Here is a 16,258-nt window from a genome sequence, read left to right on the forward strand (position 1 = left end):
GATCAGCGCGCGAGCAGCGCTTCGACCTTTGCCGCGCAGATGAAGTCGTTTCGCGACAGCCCACCCACGTCGTGGGTCGACCACAAGACCTGACAGTGGCCGTAGCCGGCCTCGAGGTCCGGGTGGTGATCCTGCTGGTTGGCCATGAAACCCACGGCGTTGATGAAACCGAGCGTGCGGTGGAAGTCATCGAAGCGGAAATCCTTCACGATCGCCTTGCCGCCCTGGGTCGTCGACCAGCCCGGCAGTGCGGCGAGCAACTGCGCGACTTGCTCCGCGCTCAGCGCATGCTCGCTGCCCTTGCGCGCAACGCAGTGCTCATGGGCCAGGTCGGTCGAATTCATGCGGGTCTCCAGTGCAGGTTTCGTGCGGGATGCGAAGGGTCGAAGCTGCGCCGGCAAATGTCAAAGCGCGCAGGCGGAGCGAAACAGTACTAAAATGGTGCTGTTTCCTCGGCCGCCCCGATTCCGGAGCGGTCATGGCTTCGATGGAGTCTTCATGATCGACATTTCCGAGCGCGCCCAGCAGCACTTTCTCAAGCTTCTCGCCCAGCAGGGCACCGACGGCCTGGGCATCCGCCTGCGGGTGGTGGATGCCGGCACGCCGGCAGCGAACTGCGAGCTGGAGTTCTGCGAGCGCGCCGACCTCACCGGCAACGAATGGACGATCGAATGCGCCGGCTTCCATTTCTACGTCGAGGGCGACAGTGCGCGCTGGCTGGACAACGCCAGCATCGACTACGAGCCCAATGCCACGGGCGGCCAGCTCAACATCCGGGCGCCCGGCATCAAGGGACAGCAGCCGGGCGCGGATGCCGGCCTGATCGAGCGGGTGCAGTACGTGCTGGAGGCGGAGATCAACCCCCGGCTGGCCTCGCATGGTGGTCGCGTGAGCCTGCGCGAAATCGACGCCGACGGCGTGGTGATGCTGCAGTTCGGCGGCGGCTGCCACGGCTGCGGGATGGTCGACGTCACGCTCAAGCAGGGCGTGGAGAAGACCCTGCGCGAGCGCGTGCCGGAAGTGTCGGCAGTGCGCGATGCCACCGATCACGCCAGCGGCGCCAAGCCGTACTACGAAGGCAAGCAGGGTCGGTCGGCGATCGGCTGAGGCCGGGTCGCCCGCGCACAAAAAAGCCCGCTTGCGCGGGCTTTTTTTCAGGCGACTTGCCGGGGCGGATTACTTGTCGCCCTGGATATGTCCCTGCAGCGTGCTGAGCTTGGTCGGCAGGCTGGAGAAGTAGGCGGTGACGTCCTCGATGTCCTGGTCGGACAGCGTGGCGGCGAAGCCCTTCATGATCGCGTTGTTGCGACCGCCGTTCTTGTACTCGTGCAGCGCCTGCTGCAGGTAGGCGTTGTACTGGCCGGCCAGGCGCGGGTACTGCGGATCGACGGCGTTGCCGTCGGCACCGTGGCAGGCGAAGCAGGCGGCGGCCTTGGTCTTGCCGGCCTCGGGATTGCCGGTCGCCATCAGCGACGTGGAGGCGAACGCCAGTGCGGCGAACGAAAGCAGGGTGAACGCACGGGTCATGCGGAATCCTCGGGACGGCTTACTTGGCAAGGCTGGAAAGGTACGCGGCGATGTCTTCGATGTCCTTGTCGGACAGACTCTGCGCCTGCGCCATCATCGTCGGATGGGTGCGCTCGCCGCTCTGGTAGCCGTGCAGCGCATTGATGATGTACTGCTCGTTCTGGCCGGCGATGCGCGGCACCGGATAATCCGGGTAGGCGTTGGCATAGCCTTCCACGCCGTGGCAACCGTTGCAGGTGTAGACGAGCTTGCGCCCGGCGGCCTTGTCGCCTTCGGCGTGTGCGCTGCCGATGGTGAAGAGGGCGGCGGCCGCGGCAAGGCCAAGCAGTTGCAGTCGAGTCATTGAGTTCTTTCCCACGATTCCGGCCGGTACAGGGCTACAAAGTCGCGGAAGTATAGTCGTTGGCTACAAGCAGCGACAACCGCGCGGCACCGTGGCGACCCGCCGCAGCGGCCGCTTTCGGCACGGCAGGTTCTTGCGCTCTAGAACAGGCTCTTGAGGATGTGGATGCCGGCGCTGTACTCGCCGATCAGCGTGCCCACGCTGACCAGGAAGAAGTTGAGCAGGGTGCGCGCCACGCGGTTCTTCCACCAGCCGCTCCAGTGGCCGACCTGGTCGCGCAGCGTCTCGAAGTCGCCCACGCGCGGCTTGCGCACCCAGGCCTCGGCCATCGCGCTGATGCCGCCCGCGGGGATGCCGGGGCGGAACGGCTTGATCGGTGCGGCGACGAAGGCGGCCGCGATGCTCAGTGGATGCCCGCCGGCGACCAGCGCGCCGATGGCAGCGAAGCCGCCGGTGAACAGCACCCAGTTCATCAGTACGTGCGTACCCAGCGCCGTGTTGCGATGGAAGGCGTAGGCGATCAAGGCGAACACGGCGATCACCAGCCCAACGGCCACCCATTTCGGCCAGCGCGCCTTGGGCGGCGTCTGCGCCAGCGTGGCGACGGTGGTGGCCGGATCGTCCTGTCCATCGCGCAACTGGGTTGCCAGACCCTTGAGGTGACCGGCGCCGATCACTACCAGCACGCGGCGCGATTCGCCGCTCGCATCGCGCGCAGCTTCTTCGCGCAGTCGTGCGGCCATGTAGGCGTCGCGTTCGGCGATCAGGCTGCGGTAAAGCGGCTCGGACTGGCTGGCGAAGTCGCTGAAGGCGCTCTCCAGCAGATCGCTCTGCTTGAGCTTCTCGATCTCGTGCTCGGCGATGTCCTCGCGATCGAACACGCTGGCCAGCAATCCGCCCAGCAGGCCAAAACGCTGCCAGAACCCCACGCTGCGCCAGGCCCGCTTGAGTGTGGTGCCCACATCCCGATCGACCACCCACAGCGGCGTGCCACGCGCTTCGGCGCCGTCCATTGCTGCCTTCATCTCGGCGCCGGGCTGGATGCCGTACTGGTCGGCCAGGCGCTGCTGGAACGAGGACAGCACCAGGCTCGCCGCCACCATGCCGGCCTTGCCCTGGCGGATCACCTGGAACAGGTCGGTCTGGCGGAACGCGTCCGGATCGCGCATGCCCTGGGCGCGGCTCTCGCACAGCTCGATCGCGACGGCATCGAAGCTCTCGTGCGCCAGCATGGCGTTCACCGCATCCACGCTCGCACGCGAGACGTGCGCCGTGCCCAGCAGCACATATTCCACGCCATCGCGCTGCACGCGCTCGACCGGTTGATCGACGAGTGCCTCGGGCAAGGGTTCGCGCAGGGCGTCGGTGGGAATCGCGTCAAGGCTCATGCGCGGGGCAGATCCATCAGGGGGAAGTCCAAGCATGGGGACCGCGCCGCGCCCCGACAAGCGGGACCTGCGGCACGGTTCAGCCAGTGCCGCCGATCAATCGCGGAATCGCTTGAGCAGGTCGCCGTAGGCGTCGATACGGCGATCGCGCAGGAACGGCCAGATGCGCCGCACGTGCTCGCTGCGCGCCATGTCGATCTCGACGATCAGCAGCTCGCGCGCATCGGTGCCCGCGCGGCCGAGGAATTCGCCCTGCGGACCGGCCACGAAGCTGGTGCCCCAGAACTGGATGCCCGCACCCACGCCCGACGGGTCGGCCTCGTAGCCGGTGCGGTTGCACGACAGCAGCGGCAGGCCATTGGCGACCGCATGGCCACGCTGCACGGTGACCCACGCCTCGCGCTGGCGGTCCTTCTCGTCCTGCGCGTCGTTCGGATCCCAGCCGATCGCGGTGGGGTAGAGCAGCAGCTCGGCGCCAGCCAGCGCCATCAGGCGGGCGGCTTCCGGATACCACTGGTCCCAGCACACCAGCACGCCCAGGCGGCCGACCGAGGTGTCGATCGGATCGAAGCCCAGGTCGCCTGGGGTGAAGTAGAACTTTTCGTAGAACGCCGGATCGTCCGGGATGTGCATCTTGCGGTACTTGCCGGCGATCGCCGCCGAGCGATCGAACACCACCGCGGTGTTGTGGTACAGCCCGGTGGCGCGCTTCTCGAACAGCGAGGCGACCACCACCAGCTTGAGCTCCTCGGCGAGCTTGCCGATGCGCGCGGTGCTGTGGCCCGGGATCGTCTCGGCCAGGTCGAACTCGTCCACCGACTCGCGTTGGCAGAAGTAAGGACCGTTGTGCAGCTCCTGCAGCAGCACGAGCTCCGCGCCGGCGGCGGCGGCCTCGCGCAGGCCGGCCTCGATCGCGTCGAGGTTGGCGTCGCGGCTGCCGCGATGGGTTTCCTGCAGCAGGGCCACCTTGAGGGTCTTGCGGGTCATGTCGAAAATCCTGTGTCGTGGAGCGTCGTCGGTCAGCCAACAAGGCCGGCCGGCAGCTGCATGGTGATGCAGTGCAGGCTGCCGTTCTGCCAGATCAGCGGGCGACACGGCACCTGCACCACCTCGCGGCCCGGATGGGCCTCGCCGATGATGCGCGCCGCCGCGTCGTCCGCGGCGTCGCCGTAGGCCGGCACCAGCACGGCACCGTTGACGATCAGGTAGTTTGCGTACGACGCCGCCAAGCGGCGGCCTTCATCCACGATCGGCTTGGCCCACGGCAGCGGGTGGAGCGTGTACGGCTTGCCGTCCATGGTGCGCAGCGCGGCCAGCTCATCGGCCATGCGCTTGAGCTCTTCAAAGTGGGGGTCGCTGGCGTCGTCGCAAGCCTGGAACACGATGCGGTCACCCGGAGCGAAGCGGGCGAGGGTGTCGATGTGCGCGTCGGTGTCGTCGCCTTCGAGGTAGCCGAAGTCCAGCCACAGGATGCGCGAGGCGTGCAGGCTGTCGCGCAGGATCGCGCTCATTTCTTCGCGCGACTGCTCCGGATGGCGCTGGGTGAGGCAGCGCCAGGTGGTGAGCACGGTGCCCGCGCCGTCCGATTCCACGCCGCCGCCTTCCAGCGCCCAGTCCACGCGCTTGTGTGCGGCGCGGCCGAACACGCCGGCCTGCACCAGTCCGGCGATCAGCGCGTCGTCCTGCTCGGCGCCGAACTTGCCGCCCCAGCCGGTGAAACGGAAGTCGGTGAGCTGGAAACCGTCGGCGCCGTCGCGCAGGGTGATCGGCCCGGAATCGCGCAGCCAGGTGTCGTCGTACGGCAGCTCGACGAAGCGCACGCGCGCCAGGTCCGCCCCCGCGGTGCGGATCAATGCTTCGGCATGGCTGCGCACGTCTGCATCCGGCACCACGATCACCAGCGATTCGAAGCGCGTCACCGCGGCGGCCAGCGCGGCGTAGGTCGTTTCCACGGCGGCCAGGCGCTCGGCCCAGTCGGTGTCGGCATGCGGCCACGCAATCAGCACCGCGGCCTGCGGTTCCCATTCCGCCGGCAGGCGCAGGGTTGAGTCGTTCATCGGGGGAGTTCGCACGTCGAAGAAAGCACAGACGGCGAATTGTAAGACACCGGCCGTGCCGGTGACGCGGCCCCGGGACAGCGCCCGGGGCCGCTGGCGATCAGTTCATCGCCGACGGATTGGTGTTGTTGCCGGCCGGCGTGTTGAGCACGGCATGGATCACGTGGCTCTTTTCGAAGTACACGATGAACTGCGCGTAGTCCCAGCGGTTGATCACCGGGTGCTTGGCGCTGTCGCCGCCGCGTGGAGCGAGCTTGCGCTGCGGCGCGCCGTACTTCTTTTCCACCTGCGCCATGCTCATGCCGCGGCTGGGCAGGTTCATGCCCTTTTCCTGCTGCACGCGGTGGATGAGCAGGTTGTCGCCGCGGGCGAAGGCCGGAGCGGCGGCGCCGATAGCCAGCAAGCCGAGCAACGCCAGGCCGAAACGATGATTGGTCATGATCCCCTCTCCCACGAGTGCTTGTCCCGCGCCGTTTTAGCAGAAGCCATCGCGCTTAGCCACGGCGTTTTGCGGCGTTTGCGATGGGTTGGGCGTTCGCCAGCGGCTATCATGTCCGGCTGCGGGCGCGCGACGCGCCCGGAACGGAACCCTCGCCTGCATGATCGCCTTTCGCCACTTCGCCCTGCGCCGCGGCAGCCGCCTGCTGCTCTCCGATATCGATCTGGTCATCCAGAGCGGCTGGCGGCTGGGCGTGATCGGGCGCAACGGCTGCGGCAAGTCCAGCCTGTTCGCCGCGCTACAGGGCCAGCTTGAAGGCGATGCGGGCGAGCTGGACATGCCCGGCAAGCTGCGCCTGGCCTCGGTGGCGCAGGAAACACCCGCGCTGCCGGACCTGGCGATCGACTACGTGATGGGCGGCGACGAAGAACTCGCCGCCGCGCTGCGCGACGAAGCAGACGCGCAGGAGCGGGGCGATACCGAGGCCATGGCGCGCGCCCATCATCGTATCGAGGAGCTGCACGGCTACGACGCCCGCGCCCGCGCTGGCCGTTTGATGCACGGCCTGGGCTTTTCGCCCGAGACGCACGAGCGCGCGGTGCAGGAGTTCTCAGGCGGCTGGCGTGGTCGGCTGAACCTGGCCCGCGCGCTGATGTGCCCGTCCGACCTGCTGCTGCTCGACGAGCCGACCAACCATCTCGACCTCGACGCCGTGCTGTGGCTGGAAGAGTGGCTGCGCCGCTACCAGGGCACGTTGATGATCATCTCGCATGACCGCGAGTTCCTCGACGGCGTGATCACCCACACCCTGCACCTCAACGAGGGCCGGGCCAAGCTCTACACCGGCAACTACAGCGCGTTCGAGCGCCTGCGCGCCGAGCAGCTGCGCCAGCAGCAGATCAGCTTCGAGCGCGAGCAGGCCGAGCGGGCGCATTTGCAATCCTTCATCGACCGCTTCAAGGCCAAGGCCAGCAAGGCCAAGCAGGCGCAGTCGCGCATGAAGCGGCTGGAGAAGCTGGCCGGCACCGAGGCGGTGCGCGCCGAGCGACCTTTCAGCTTCAGCTTCCCGCAGCCCGAGCGCGTGCCCGACGCGATGCTGCAACTGGGCGAAGTGCGCGCCGGCTATCCGCTGGAGTCGGGCGACGGATTTTCCACCGTGCTGGACAACGTCGGCTTCAGCATCGAGGCCGGCGAGCGGATCGGCCTGCTCGGCCCGAACGGCGCGGGCAAGTCCACCCTGGTCAAGACGCTGGTCGGCGAGCTTGAACCGCTGGCCGGCGAGCGCAAGGTGCACAAGGACCTGAAGATCGGCTACTTCGCCCAGCACACGGTGGAGAGCCTGCGCGCCGGCACCAGCCCGCTGGACCATCTGCAACTCAAGGCGCCCGGCGTGGCGAACCAGGTGCTGCGCGACTTCCTCGGCACCTGGAATTTCCCCGGCGACCGCGCGTTCGAATCGGTCGACGGCTTCTCCGGTGGCGAGCGCGCGCGGCTGGCGCTGGCGCTGATCGCCTGGGACAAGCCCAACCTGCTGCTGCTCGACGAACCGACCAACCACCTCGATCTGGAAATGCGCGAAGCGCTGGCCGACGCGCTGGCCGACTTCGATGGCGCGCTGGTGCTGGTCTCGCACGATCGCCACCTTCTGGGCATGGTCTGCGACAGCTTCTGGCGCGTGGCCGACCGCGTGGTCGAGCCGTTCGACGGCGACCTGGACGACTACGCCAAATGGCTGCGCTCGCGCGGCGCCGCCAACAAGAAGGCCGGCAAGGCCGCCGCGGCGGAGAAGCCCGCGGCACCCGTTGAAACGCCGGAAGAGCGTCGCCGCAACGCGGCCGCCCAGCGCGAGCAGGACAAGGCCTCGCGTTCGCGCGTAAAGAAGATCGAGACCCGCGTGGCGACGATCGACACCGAGCTGGGCAAGCTGGAGGCGAAGCTGGCTGATCCGGCCATCTATAACGGCTCGACGGCAGAGCTGATGAAACTCGGCCAGCAACAGGCCGAGCTGCGCCGCGAAAAGGAAACGCTCGAGGCCGAGTGGCTCGAACTGTACGAACAGATCGAAGCCTGAGGCCGCGGCGCGATGACTGAGTCCGCCCCGCTCGAACTCTGGTTGCCGGCGCTGGCGCGCTTCGCCCCCGATCATCCGCTGCGCGCCTGGCTGGCGCGCGCCGATCGCCTGCCGGACGGTCCGCGCGGCTACCTGGCTGGGCTGTCGCATTTCTTCCGCACCGAATCCCCTGACATCCCCGCTGCCGCGCTGCTGCGCGAGCACGCGGCGCACGATGCCGAGGGCGCCTCCTGGCTCAGCGCCGATCCGTGCTGGGTGCAGGCCGAAATGAACGGCGCGCGCCTGCTGGCGTGCGGCCAGCTCGGGCTTTCGATGGAGGAAGCCGAGGCGCTCGCCGCGCCACTGCGTCCGGTGTTCGATGAGGCCGGCATGGCGCTTCTGGTCACTACGCCCGACCGTTGGCAGCTGCGGCTTGCTGATGGGACGGAGCTGCCCGAGTTCACCGCGCCCGAGCAGGCGCTGGGCGAAGACCTGTTCCAGCACCTGCCGCAGGGCGCCGCGGGCAAGCGCTGGCGCGTGCTGATCAACGAGGTGCAGGTGCTGCTGCATCAGCATCCGATCAATGCCGAGCGGCGCGCCCGCGGCCTGCCGCCGGTGAACAGCCTGTGGCTGTGGGGCGGCGGGGCATTGCCGTCGCGGATCGATTCGATCCACAGCCAGGTGATCGGCGCCGATCCGCTGCTGATGGCGCTTGCCGCGAAGGCGGGTGTGGCGGTGTCCGCACGCAGCGAGGCCTCGGTCCGTGCCGCCGCTCGCGGCGCGCTGGTCGACCTGCAGGATCTGCCCGTCGCCGAGATCGAGCAGGCCTGGTGGCCGGTGATCGAGGCGCTGTTGCGCAGACAGCCGGTGCAGCTGAGCTTTGCCAGCGGCGAACGCTGGCGGCATCGCCCGTGGCATCGTTGGCGACTGTGGCGGCGCGCCCGGTGACCCTGCGGCTGCGGCGGCGCGAACCGAAAGGACGCCCGGACGGCTGGCCGGCCGACGTGCACCCGGTGCTGCAGGCGGTATACGCGGTGCGCGGCGTGCTCTCACCCGCGCAGGCCGAGCACCGGCTGGCACACCTGCTGTCGCCCGCGGCGCTGGGCGGCATGGCGCAGGCGGTGGACTTGCTGATTGAGGCGATCCGCGAGCAGTGGAGCATCGTGGTGGCGGGCGACTACGACTGCGACGGCGCCACCGGCACCGCGGTGGCGCTGCGCGGCCTGCGCCTGCTCGGCGCCACTCGGGCGACCTACGCCATTCCCAACCGTTTCGTGCACGGCTACGGGCTGAGTGCGGCGCTGGTCGACTCCTTGCAACCCACGCCGCAGCTGATCATCACCGTCGACAACGGTGTGGCCAGCGTGGCCGGCGTGGCGGCGGCCCGGGCGCGCGGCATCCGCGTGCTGGTCACCGACCATCATCTGCCCGGCGGGCAACTGCCGGCCGCCGACGCCATGGTCAATCCGAACCTGGCCGGTGACGGTTTTCCCAGCAAGGCGCTGGCCGGCGTCGGCGTGATGTTCTACCTGCTGCTGGCCACGCGTGCGGCGCTGCGCGAGCAGGGCGCCTTCGCCGCCGGTGCCGAGCCGGATCTGTCCGTTCTGCTGGACCTGGTGGCGCTAGGCACGGTGGCCGACCTGGTGCCGCTGGATTTCAACAATCGCGTGCTGGTGGAGGCCGGGCTCAAGCGCATCCGCGCCGGCCGCGCCTGCCCGGGCATCACCGCGTTGATCGAGGCCGGCAAGCGCAGTGTCAGCGGCACCTGCGCCAGCGATCTTGGCTACGTGGTCGGCCCGCGCCTCAACGCCGCCGGCCGGCTGGAAGACATGAGCCTGGGCGTCGAGTGCCTGCTCACCGACGATCCGTCCCGCGCGCAGCTGCTTGCCGCCGAGCTCGACCGCATCAACCGCGAGCGTCGCGACCTGCAGGCTGAGATGGTGGCCGAGGCCGAGCAGATGGTCTCCGGCGCCCGTGCCACCGATGCGGTGGGCGTGGCCCTGTACGAGCCGAGCTGGCACGCCGGCGTGGTCGGGCTGGTGGCTTCCAAATTGAAGGAGCGCCTGCATCGGCCGGTGATCGCCTTCGCCCCCGCCAGCGAGGACAGCCCGCACGAGCTGCGCGGCTCCGCCCGTTCCATTCCCGGGTTCCACGTGCGTGATGCGCTGGCCGCCGTCGATGCGCGGCACCCGGGGCTGATCGAGCGGTTCGGCGGACACGCCATGGCGGCCGGCCTGAGTCTGCGCACAACTGACTTCGATCGCTTCGCCGCGGCCTTCGATGCCGTCGCCCGCCAGTGGCTGGGCGAGGCAGCGCTACAGGCCGTGCTCGATACCGACGGCGAGCTGGCACCGGAGCACTTCACGCTGCAACTGGCCGGCCTGCTGCGTCACGCCGCGCCATGGGGTCAGGCGTTTCCCGAGCCGCTGTTCGACAACGTATTCGAGTGCCGCACCTGGCGCGTGATGGGCGAAAAGCATTTGCGCCTCGACCTGCGCGACCCCCGCGACGGCCGACTGCATGAAGCGGTGATGTTCAATGGCTACCGAGGCGCCGCGCCGCCCCCGGTGCTGCGCGCGGCCTACGAGCTGGGCATCAACGACTGGCAGGGGCGCGAGAGCCTGCGCCTGCTGCTGCGGCATATCGAGCCGGCCTGAGCCATCTTCACGCGGCACCGCTTGCGTTGGCGCGCACGGCGGGTTTCGATGGTGGCCCCGAGGCTAACCGGAGCACGCCCATGATCGAACAGATGACCGACCTGCCTGCCGGCGTCCTCGGCTTTCGCGCCCGCGGCCAGGTCACCGCCGCCGACTACGAGAACGTGCTGGTGCCCGACGTGGAGGCGGCGTTCGCGCTCAATCCCAAGCTGCGCCTGCTTTACCACTGCGGTGACGACTTCACCGGCTTCGATGCCCGGGCGGCCTGGGACGACGCCAAGCTCGGCCTGCGCCACTTCAGCGGCTGGGAACGCGTGGCGCTGGTGACCGACGTGGGCTGGCTGCGCCTGGCCGCCCGGACCATGGGCTTTGCGATACCCGGCGAATTCCGCCTGTTCGGCAATGCCCAGCTGGACGAGGCGAAGCAATGGCTGCTGGCGCCGTGAGGCCGGATAGCCGTCCAAAAATAAATCTTGCGCCGCAACAAGAGTCGTGATCTAGTCGGTCCATGTCCACCGTCCGCGCCCGCACCATGAACCTCGCCGATGCTCCGCCTCGCGCGCTGGTGTGCGTGGCCAAGGGCCTGAATAACCGCAATGGCAATAACCGTCGCCTCTCCGGGCGGGCCATCGCGTAGACGCAAGTTTCAGCTCCACACACGCGAAAAAGGCCCGCCCAGTGCGGGCCTTTTTCGTTTTTTTGCGGCCATGGATGGCCGGTATGCCGGAAACGCAGGAGCGGTTTCCGGCCGATCCATCAACATTCGAAAGAGGGGTTTGGCCATGTGTTCGATCTTCGGAATGTTCGACCTGCAGCCGGGTGACGACCTGGCCGCCTTGCGCCGGCAGGCGCTGGAACTGTCGCAGCGCCAGCGCCATCGCGGCCCGGACTGGAGCGGGGTCTACGTCGACGCCGGGGTGATCCTGGTGCACGAGCGCCTGGCCATCGTCGATCCGGCCAGTGGTGCGCAGCCGCTGCGCTCACGCGACGGCGCGCTGGCGCTGGCGGTGAACGGCGAGATCTACAACCACCGCGAGCTGCGCGCGGCCAGCGACTACGACTTCACCACCGGCTCGGACTGCGAGGTGATCAACGCGCTGTACCGCGACCTCGGTGGCGACGCGTTTGTGCGCGACGGGGTGAGCAAGCTCAACGGCATCTTCGCCTTCGCGCTGTGGGACGGTGCCAGCCAGCGCTACGTGATTGCCCGCGATCCGATCGGCGTCTGCCCGCTGTATTGGGGCCATGACGGGGAAGGGCGCTTGTGCGTGGCTTCGGAAATGAAGGCGCTGGTCGGCGTGTGCAACGACGTGGCCGCGTTCCCGCCCGGACACGTCTACGACAGCGCCACCGGCGAATTGCATCGCTACTACGTGAAACCCTGGCGCGACCATGAGGCCACCAAGGGCAAGGGGCCGGAGGGCCTGCGCGAGGCCTTCGAGCAGGCCGTGCACCGGCAATTGATGACCGACGTGCCGTACGGCGTGCTGCTCTCCGGCGGGCTCGATTCCTCGCTGGTCGCCGCCTGTGCCGCCCGCTTCGCCCGCGAGCGCATCGAGGACGACGATCGTTCCGAGGCCTGGTGGCCGCGCCTGCACTCGTTCGCGATCGGGCTGGAAGGCTCGCCGGATCTGGCCGCCGCGCAGATCGCCGCCGACGCGTTGGGCACCGTGCACCACGGCTTCGTCTACACCTTCTGGGAAGGGCTGGATGCAGTGCCGGAAGTGATCCGCCACCTGGAAACCTACGACGTCACCACCATCCGCGCCGCCACGCCGATGTATCTGCTGGCGCGCCGGATCAAGGCGATGGGGGTGAAGATGGTGCTCTCCGGCGAGGGCTCGGACGAACTGTTCGGCGGTTATCTGTACTTCCACAAGGCGCCGTCGGCGGAAGCCTTCCACGAGGAAACCGTGCGCAAGCTCGACGCCCTGCACAGCTACGACTGCCTGCGCGCCAACAAGGCGATGATGGCCTGGGGTGTGGAGGCGCGCGTGCCGTTCCTGGACCTGGAGTTCATCGACGTGGCGATGGGCATGGACGCCGCGCACAAGATGGCGGGCGGCGGCAAGATCGAGAAGCACGTACTGCGCGCGGCGTTCGATGGTGCGTTGCCGAAGGAGATCCTGTGGCGGCAGAAGGAGCAGTTCTCCGACGGCGTCGGCTACGGCTGGATCGACGGGCTGAAGGCGCACGCCGAACAGGAGGTGAGCGATCGCGAGTTCGCCGCGGCCGCCTCGCGCTTCCCGTTCAACACCCCAGCGACCAAGGAGGCCTACTTCTACCGCCGCATCTTCGAGCAGTTCTACCCGGGCGAGGCCTGCGCGGCGACGGTGCCGGGCGGCAAGTCGATCGCCTGCTCGTCGCCGGCGGCGTTGGCCTGGGATCCGGCGTTTGCGGCCGCGGCCGACCCGTCCGGCCGGGCCGTGCGCGGAGTGCATGCCGACGCGCTGGCCTGAGCGGTTTGCTATCCTAGCGTGCTTTGACTCCGGCGGCGCCTTCGCGCCGCTCCACCACCTGGTTGAATCATGATCGAGACCAATCCGATCCTTGCGCAGATCGCGGACCTTTCCGGCCGCGTCGAGTCGCTTAGGGGGTATCTTTGACTACGCCACCAAGCGTGAGCGCCTCGAAGAAGTAAGCCGCGAGCTGGAGAATCCCAACGTCTGGGACGACCCGGCCCGCGCCCAGGAACTGGGCCGCGAACGCGCCCGCCTGGACACCATCGTCAACGGCATCGACCGGCTCACCTCCGGCCTCACCGACGCGCGCGAGCTGGTTGAACTGGCCGCCGCCGACGGCGACGAAGACACCGTGGTGTCGGTGCAGAACGACGTCTCCCGTCTCGACGCCGAGGTGAACAAGCTGGAATTCCAGCGCATGTTCTCCGGCAAGATGGATTCGGCCAACGCCTTCGTCGACATCCAGGCCGGCGCCGGCGGCACCGAGGCTCAGGACTGGGCCGAGATGCTGCTGCGCATGTACCTGCGCTGGTGCGAATCGCGCGGCTGGAAGACCGAGCTGATGGAAGTCTCCGGCGGTGATGTCGCCGGCATCAAGTCAGCCACCTTCCGCGTCGAGGGCGATTACGCCTACGGCTGGCTGAAGACCGAGATCGGCGTGCACCGCCTGGTGCGCAAGAGCCCGTTCGATTCGGACAACCGCCGCCACACCAGCTTCACCTCGGTGTTCGTGTCGCCGGAAGTGGATGACGACATCGAGATCGACATCAATCCGGCCGACCTCAAGACCGACGTGTACCGCTCGTCGGGAGCCGGCGGCCAGCACGTCAACAAGACCGAGTCGGCCGTGCGCATCACGCACATCCCGACCGGCGTGGTCGTGGCTTGCCAGACCGGCCGCAGCCAGCACGCCAACCGCGATACCGCGATGAAGATGCTCGCCGCCAAGCTGTACGAGCTGGAGGTGCAGAAGCGCAACGCGGAGAAGGACGCGCTGGAAGCGACCAAGTCCGACATCGGCTGGGGCAGCCAGATCCGCAACTACGTGCTCGACCAGAGCCGCATCAAGGATCTGCGCACCGGCATCGAGCGCACCGACACGCAGAAGGTGCTCGACGGCGATCTGGACGAGTTCGTCGAGGCCAGCTTGAAGTCGGGTCTGGAAGCCGGCTCCAAGCGCGTTGACGCCTGAACCGCACACGCTTCGTTTCCCGAATCCTGCGAGGAGGTACCCATGAAGCGTGAAATGGTCCTTTCGTTGTCTGCCGCGGCCCTGTTATTGGCTTGTGCCGGTGCGGTCGGCGCCCAGTCGACCAAGCAGGCGATCAAGCACGACGCCAAGAGCGCCGGTCATGCCATTGGCGACGGTGCACGTGAGGTCGGCCATGCCACGCGCGACGTGGCGATCAAGGTCGGTCATGGCGCGCGCGACGCCGGTCGCGGCATCGGCAAGGGCGCGCGCGAGGGCTGGGACGCCACCAAGCACGGCTTCAAGGAAGTGTTCCACAAGAGCGGCTAGGCAAACGCCGCCCTCCACGACCCATCGACCGGCATCGCGTGCATGCATGCCACCCGTAACGGAACCCAGCAATGAGCGAAACCCCCGAGCACCTGCCCGTCGACGAGAACAAGCTGATCGCCGAGCGCCGCGAGAAACTCAAGGCACTGCGCGGGCAGGGCATTGCGTTCCCGAACGACTTCACCGTCGACAGCTTCGCCGGCGACCTCAAGACCGAGTTCGCCGACGCCGAGCGCTGGACTGCCGAAGCGATCGAGGCCGCAGCGCGCCGGGTGAAAGTGGCCGGCCGCATCGTGCTCAAGCGCGTGCAGGGCAAGGTCAGCTTCGTGCAGATGCAGGACATGACCGGCCGCATCCAGCTGTTCATCCATGCCGGCACGGTGGGCGACGTGTACGAGGCCTTCAAGGGCTGGGACATGGGCGACATCGTGGGCGCCGAAGGCGTGCTGATGCGCACCAAGACCGGCGAGCTGTCGGTGAAGGTGGACGCGTTGCGCCTGCTGACCAAGAGCCTGCGCCCGCTGCCGGACAAGCATCATGGCATGGCCGACGTGGAGCAGCGCTACCGCCAGCGCTACGTTGATCTGATCGTCACCGAGGAGGCACGCGCCACGTTCCAGAAGCGCTCGCGCATCATCGGCTACATGCGCCAGTGGCTGGAGGTGCCCGAGCGCCGCTTCATGGAAGTGGAGACGCCGATGATGCACGTCATCCCCGGCGGCGCCACGGCCAAGCCGTTCATCACACACCACAACGCGCTGGACATGGATCTCTACCTGCGCGTCGCGCCGGAGCTGTATCTGAAGCGCCTGGTGGTCGGCGGCTTCGACCGCGTCTACGAGATCAACCGCAATTTCCGCAACGAGGGCGTGTCGACCCGGCACAACCCCGAGTTCACCATGCTCGAGCTGTACCAGGCGTACGCCACCTACAACGAGATCATGGACCTCACCGAGAACCTGATCCGCGATACCGCCAGGCAGGTGATCGGCACCACCGAGCTGCACTGGGACGGCGCCAGCATCGACGTCGGTCCCGCGTTCCGCCGCTGGACCATGGAAGACGCGGTGCTGGAGCACAACCCGGAGATCCGGCGCGAGGAACTGCGCGACCGCGCCGCGATGGCCGCACATGCCAAGCGCCTCGGCGTGCAGGTCAAGGACGGCTACGGCTGGGGCAAGCTGCTCTTGGAGATATTCGAGAAGACGGTGGAGCACACGCTGATCCAGCCCACCTTCATCACCCAGCATCCGGTCGAGGTCTCGCCGCTGGCGCGCGAGAACGACACCGATCCAGGCATCACCGACCGCTTCGAGCTGTTCGTCAACGGCAAGGAGATCGCGAACGGTTTTTCCGAACTCAACGACCCGGAAGACCAGGCCGCGCGCTTCCAGGCCCAGGTCGACGCCAAGGACGCCGGCGACGACGAGGCGATGCACTTCGACGCCGACTACATCCGCGCGCTGGAAGTGGGCCTGCCGCCCACCGGCGGCCTCGGCATCGGCATCGACCGCCTGGTCATGCTGCTCACCGACTCGTCCTCGATCCGCGACGTGCTGCTGTTCCCCTACATGCGCCCCGAAGCCTGATCGCTACACCGCCCTCCCTGTAGGAGCCCGCTCGCGGGCGACGCTCCTGCTTCGGTGTTGATCAGGAGCAAAAGCATCGCCCGCGAGCGGGCTCCTACAAGGGGCGGTGGAAGTGGGCCTGGGGCGTTGGCATCGATGGCTGGTGATGCTTTTGTTTTGATCGGCGCGTGCTGCTCGCCCCAGCGCCTCGAAGCCTGTCCAGCACCACTTCACCTTGTAGGAGCCCG

17 protein-coding genes are annotated in these 16,258 nt (G+C 68.0%); 10 read left to right on the forward strand and 7 right to left on the reverse strand.

The annotated features are described in order from the left end of the window. Nucleotides 1-2: 2 nt before the first annotated feature. Nucleotides 3-344, reverse strand: coding sequence for a 4a-hydroxytetrahydrobiopterin dehydratase (locus ACQVBX_RS05495; protein ID WP_431636972.1), 342 nt, complete (start codon nucleotides 342-344; stop codon nucleotides 3-5). Between the two features lie 154 nt (nucleotides 345-498). Here ACQVBX_RS05495 and ACQVBX_RS05500 point away from each other — a divergent pair, with 154 nt between their 5' ends. Beyond that, nucleotides 499-1,107 carry an NfuA family Fe-S biogenesis protein gene (locus ACQVBX_RS05500; RefSeq protein ID WP_431636974.1) on the forward strand — a complete coding sequence of 203 codons (609 nt, stop codon included), beginning with the start codon at nucleotides 499-501 and terminating at the stop codon, nucleotides 1,105-1,107. 69 nt (nucleotides 1,108-1,176) lie between these two features. Here the strand turns inward: ACQVBX_RS05500 and ACQVBX_RS05505 are convergent, their stop codons facing one another. The 6 genes from ACQVBX_RS05505 to ACQVBX_RS05530 all read right to left on the reverse strand — a co-directional run bounded on the left by ACQVBX_RS05505 (nucleotide 1,177) and on the right by ACQVBX_RS05530 (nucleotide 5,754). After that, complete coding sequence (locus tag ACQVBX_RS05505) at nucleotides 1,177-1,527, reverse strand: c-type cytochrome (protein WP_431636976.1); 351 nt, start codon at nucleotides 1,525-1,527, stop codon at nucleotides 1,177-1,179. A gap of 19 nt (nucleotides 1,528-1,546) precedes the next feature. Continuing rightward, nucleotides 1,547-1,870 carry a c-type cytochrome gene (locus tag ACQVBX_RS05510; RefSeq protein WP_404633796.1) on the reverse strand — a complete coding sequence of 108 codons (324 nt, stop codon included), beginning with the start codon at nucleotides 1,868-1,870 and terminating at the stop codon, nucleotides 1,547-1,549. Between the two features lie 140 nt (nucleotides 1,871-2,010). Further along, nucleotides 2,011-3,258: a TraB/GumN family protein gene (locus ACQVBX_RS05515; protein WP_431636978.1), complete on the reverse strand. Its 1,248-nt coding sequence runs from the start codon at nucleotides 3,256-3,258 to the stop codon at nucleotides 2,011-2,013. 96 nt (nucleotides 3,259-3,354) lie between these two features. Then, on the reverse strand, nucleotides 3,355-4,245 hold the full coding sequence (locus ACQVBX_RS05520; RefSeq protein WP_431636980.1) for a carbon-nitrogen hydrolase: 891 nt from the start codon (nucleotides 4,243-4,245) through the stop codon (nucleotides 3,355-3,357). A 32-nt stretch (nucleotides 4,246-4,277) separates the two neighbouring features. Next, nucleotides 4,278-5,315 (reverse strand): agmatine deiminase family protein, encoded by a 1,038-nt coding sequence (locus ACQVBX_RS05525; RefSeq protein ID WP_431636981.1) that lies wholly within the window; start codon nucleotides 5,313-5,315, stop codon nucleotides 4,278-4,280. 100 nt (nucleotides 5,316-5,415) lie between these two features. Next, nucleotides 5,416-5,754, reverse strand: a complete 339-nt coding sequence (locus tag ACQVBX_RS05530) for a hypothetical protein (protein ID WP_431636983.1) — start codon at nucleotides 5,752-5,754, stop codon at nucleotides 5,416-5,418. 160 nt (nucleotides 5,755-5,914) lie between these two features. Between ACQVBX_RS05530 and ACQVBX_RS05535 the strand changes: the two genes are divergently transcribed. The 9 genes from ACQVBX_RS05535 to lysS all read left to right on the forward strand — a co-directional run bounded on the left by ACQVBX_RS05535 (nucleotide 5,915) and on the right by lysS (nucleotide 16,031). Beyond that, the gene (locus tag ACQVBX_RS05535) at nucleotides 5,915-7,825 is read left to right on the forward strand and encodes an ABC-F family ATP-binding cassette domain-containing protein (protein WP_431636984.1); all 1,911 of its coding nucleotides are present in this window, start codon (nucleotides 5,915-5,917) and stop codon (nucleotides 7,823-7,825) included. A 12-nt stretch (nucleotides 7,826-7,837) separates the two neighbouring features. Continuing rightward, nucleotides 7,838-8,752 carry a phosphoglycerate mutase gene (locus ACQVBX_RS05540; RefSeq protein WP_431636986.1) on the forward strand — a complete coding sequence of 305 codons (915 nt, stop codon included), beginning with the start codon at nucleotides 7,838-7,840 and terminating at the stop codon, nucleotides 8,750-8,752. A gap of 2 nt (nucleotides 8,753-8,754) precedes the next feature. Then, nucleotides 8,755-10,461, forward strand: coding sequence for a single-stranded-DNA-specific exonuclease RecJ (recJ, locus tag ACQVBX_RS05545; RefSeq protein WP_431638119.1), 1,707 nt, complete (start codon nucleotides 8,755-8,757; stop codon nucleotides 10,459-10,461). An 80-nt stretch (nucleotides 10,462-10,541) separates the two neighbouring features. Next, nucleotides 10,542-10,907 carry an STAS/SEC14 domain-containing protein gene (locus ACQVBX_RS05550; RefSeq protein ID WP_431636987.1) on the forward strand — a complete coding sequence of 122 codons (366 nt, stop codon included), beginning with the start codon at nucleotides 10,542-10,544 and terminating at the stop codon, nucleotides 10,905-10,907. A gap of 62 nt (nucleotides 10,908-10,969) precedes the next feature. Continuing rightward, nucleotides 10,970-11,098 (forward strand): hypothetical protein, encoded by a 129-nt coding sequence (locus tag ACQVBX_RS05555; RefSeq protein WP_431636989.1) that lies wholly within the window; start codon nucleotides 10,970-10,972, stop codon nucleotides 11,096-11,098. A gap of 145 nt (nucleotides 11,099-11,243) precedes the next feature. Then, the gene (gene asnB / locus ACQVBX_RS05560; RefSeq protein ID WP_431636992.1) at nucleotides 11,244-12,920 is read left to right on the forward strand and encodes an asparagine synthase B; all 1,677 of its coding nucleotides are present in this window, start codon (nucleotides 11,244-11,246) and stop codon (nucleotides 12,918-12,920) included. A gap of 69 nt (nucleotides 12,921-12,989) precedes the next feature. Further along, nucleotides 12,990-14,115, forward strand: a protein-coding gene (gene prfB, locus ACQVBX_RS05565; protein WP_431636993.1) for a peptide chain release factor 2 whose coding sequence is annotated in 2 segments (ribosomal slippage) — nucleotides 12,990-13,064 and nucleotides 13,066-14,115 — 1,125 coding nt in all. Because the reading frame shifts where the segments join, the coding sequence is not laid out codon by codon here. Between the two features lie 42 nt (nucleotides 14,116-14,157). Further along, nucleotides 14,158-14,442 carry a hypothetical protein gene (locus ACQVBX_RS05570; RefSeq protein WP_431636994.1) on the forward strand — a complete coding sequence of 95 codons (285 nt, stop codon included), beginning with the start codon at nucleotides 14,158-14,160 and terminating at the stop codon, nucleotides 14,440-14,442. A gap of 71 nt (nucleotides 14,443-14,513) precedes the next feature. After that, entirely contained in the window at nucleotides 14,514-16,031 is a 1,518-nt protein-coding gene (lysS, locus tag ACQVBX_RS05575) for a lysine--tRNA ligase (RefSeq protein ID WP_431636995.1), read from the forward strand. The last annotated feature ends 227 nt before the right edge of the window (nucleotides 16,032-16,258 follow it).

Origin of the sequence: Dyella thailandensis (genome assembly GCF_050749815.1) — a bacterium.
In the GTDB taxonomy this organism is placed as follows: domain Bacteria; phylum Pseudomonadota; class Gammaproteobacteria; order Xanthomonadales; family Rhodanobacteraceae; genus Dyella_A.

Coding starts and splice junctions, on each gene's coding strand:
- ACQVBX_RS05540 (WP_431636986.1), top strand. CDS start 7,838: ATGACTGAGTCCGCCCCGCTCGAACTCTGGTTGCCGGCGCTGGCGCGC.
- ACQVBX_RS05570 (WP_431636994.1), top strand. CDS start 14,158: ATGAAGCGTGAAATGGTCCTTTCGTTGTCTGCCGCGGCCCTGTTATTG.
- ACQVBX_RS05515 (WP_431636978.1), bottom strand. CDS start 3,258: ATGAGCCTTGACGCGATTCCCACCGACGCCCTGCGCGAACCCTTGCCC.
- ACQVBX_RS05555 (WP_431636989.1), top strand. CDS start 10,970: ATGTCCACCGTCCGCGCCCGCACCATGAACCTCGCCGATGCTCCGCCT.
- asnB (WP_431636992.1), top strand. CDS start 11,244: ATGTGTTCGATCTTCGGAATGTTCGACCTGCAGCCGGGTGACGACCTG.
- ACQVBX_RS05530 (WP_431636983.1), bottom strand. CDS start 5,754: ATGACCAATCATCGTTTCGGCCTGGCGTTGCTCGGCTTGCTGGCTATC.
- ACQVBX_RS05535 (WP_431636984.1), top strand. CDS start 5,915: ATGATCGCCTTTCGCCACTTCGCCCTGCGCCGCGGCAGCCGCCTGCTG.
- ACQVBX_RS05525 (WP_431636981.1), bottom strand. CDS start 5,315: ATGAACGACTCAACCCTGCGCCTGCCGGCGGAATGGGAACCGCAGGCC.
- ACQVBX_RS05520 (WP_431636980.1), bottom strand. CDS start 4,245: ATGACCCGCAAGACCCTCAAGGTGGCCCTGCTGCAGGAAACCCATCGC.
- lysS (WP_431636995.1), top strand. CDS start 14,514: ATGAGCGAAACCCCCGAGCACCTGCCCGTCGACGAGAACAAGCTGATC.
- ACQVBX_RS05495 (WP_431636972.1), bottom strand. CDS start 344: ATGAATTCGACCGACCTGGCCCATGAGCACTGCGTTGCGCGCAAGGGC.
- ACQVBX_RS05505 (WP_431636976.1), bottom strand. CDS start 1,527: ATGACCCGTGCGTTCACCCTGCTTTCGTTCGCCGCACTGGCGTTCGCC.
- ACQVBX_RS05510 (WP_404633796.1), bottom strand. CDS start 1,870: ATGACTCGACTGCAACTGCTTGGCCTTGCCGCGGCCGCCGCCCTCTTC.
- ACQVBX_RS05500 (WP_431636974.1), top strand. CDS start 499: ATGATCGACATTTCCGAGCGCGCCCAGCAGCACTTTCTCAAGCTTCTC.
- ACQVBX_RS05550 (WP_431636987.1), top strand. CDS start 10,542: ATGATCGAACAGATGACCGACCTGCCTGCCGGCGTCCTCGGCTTTCGC.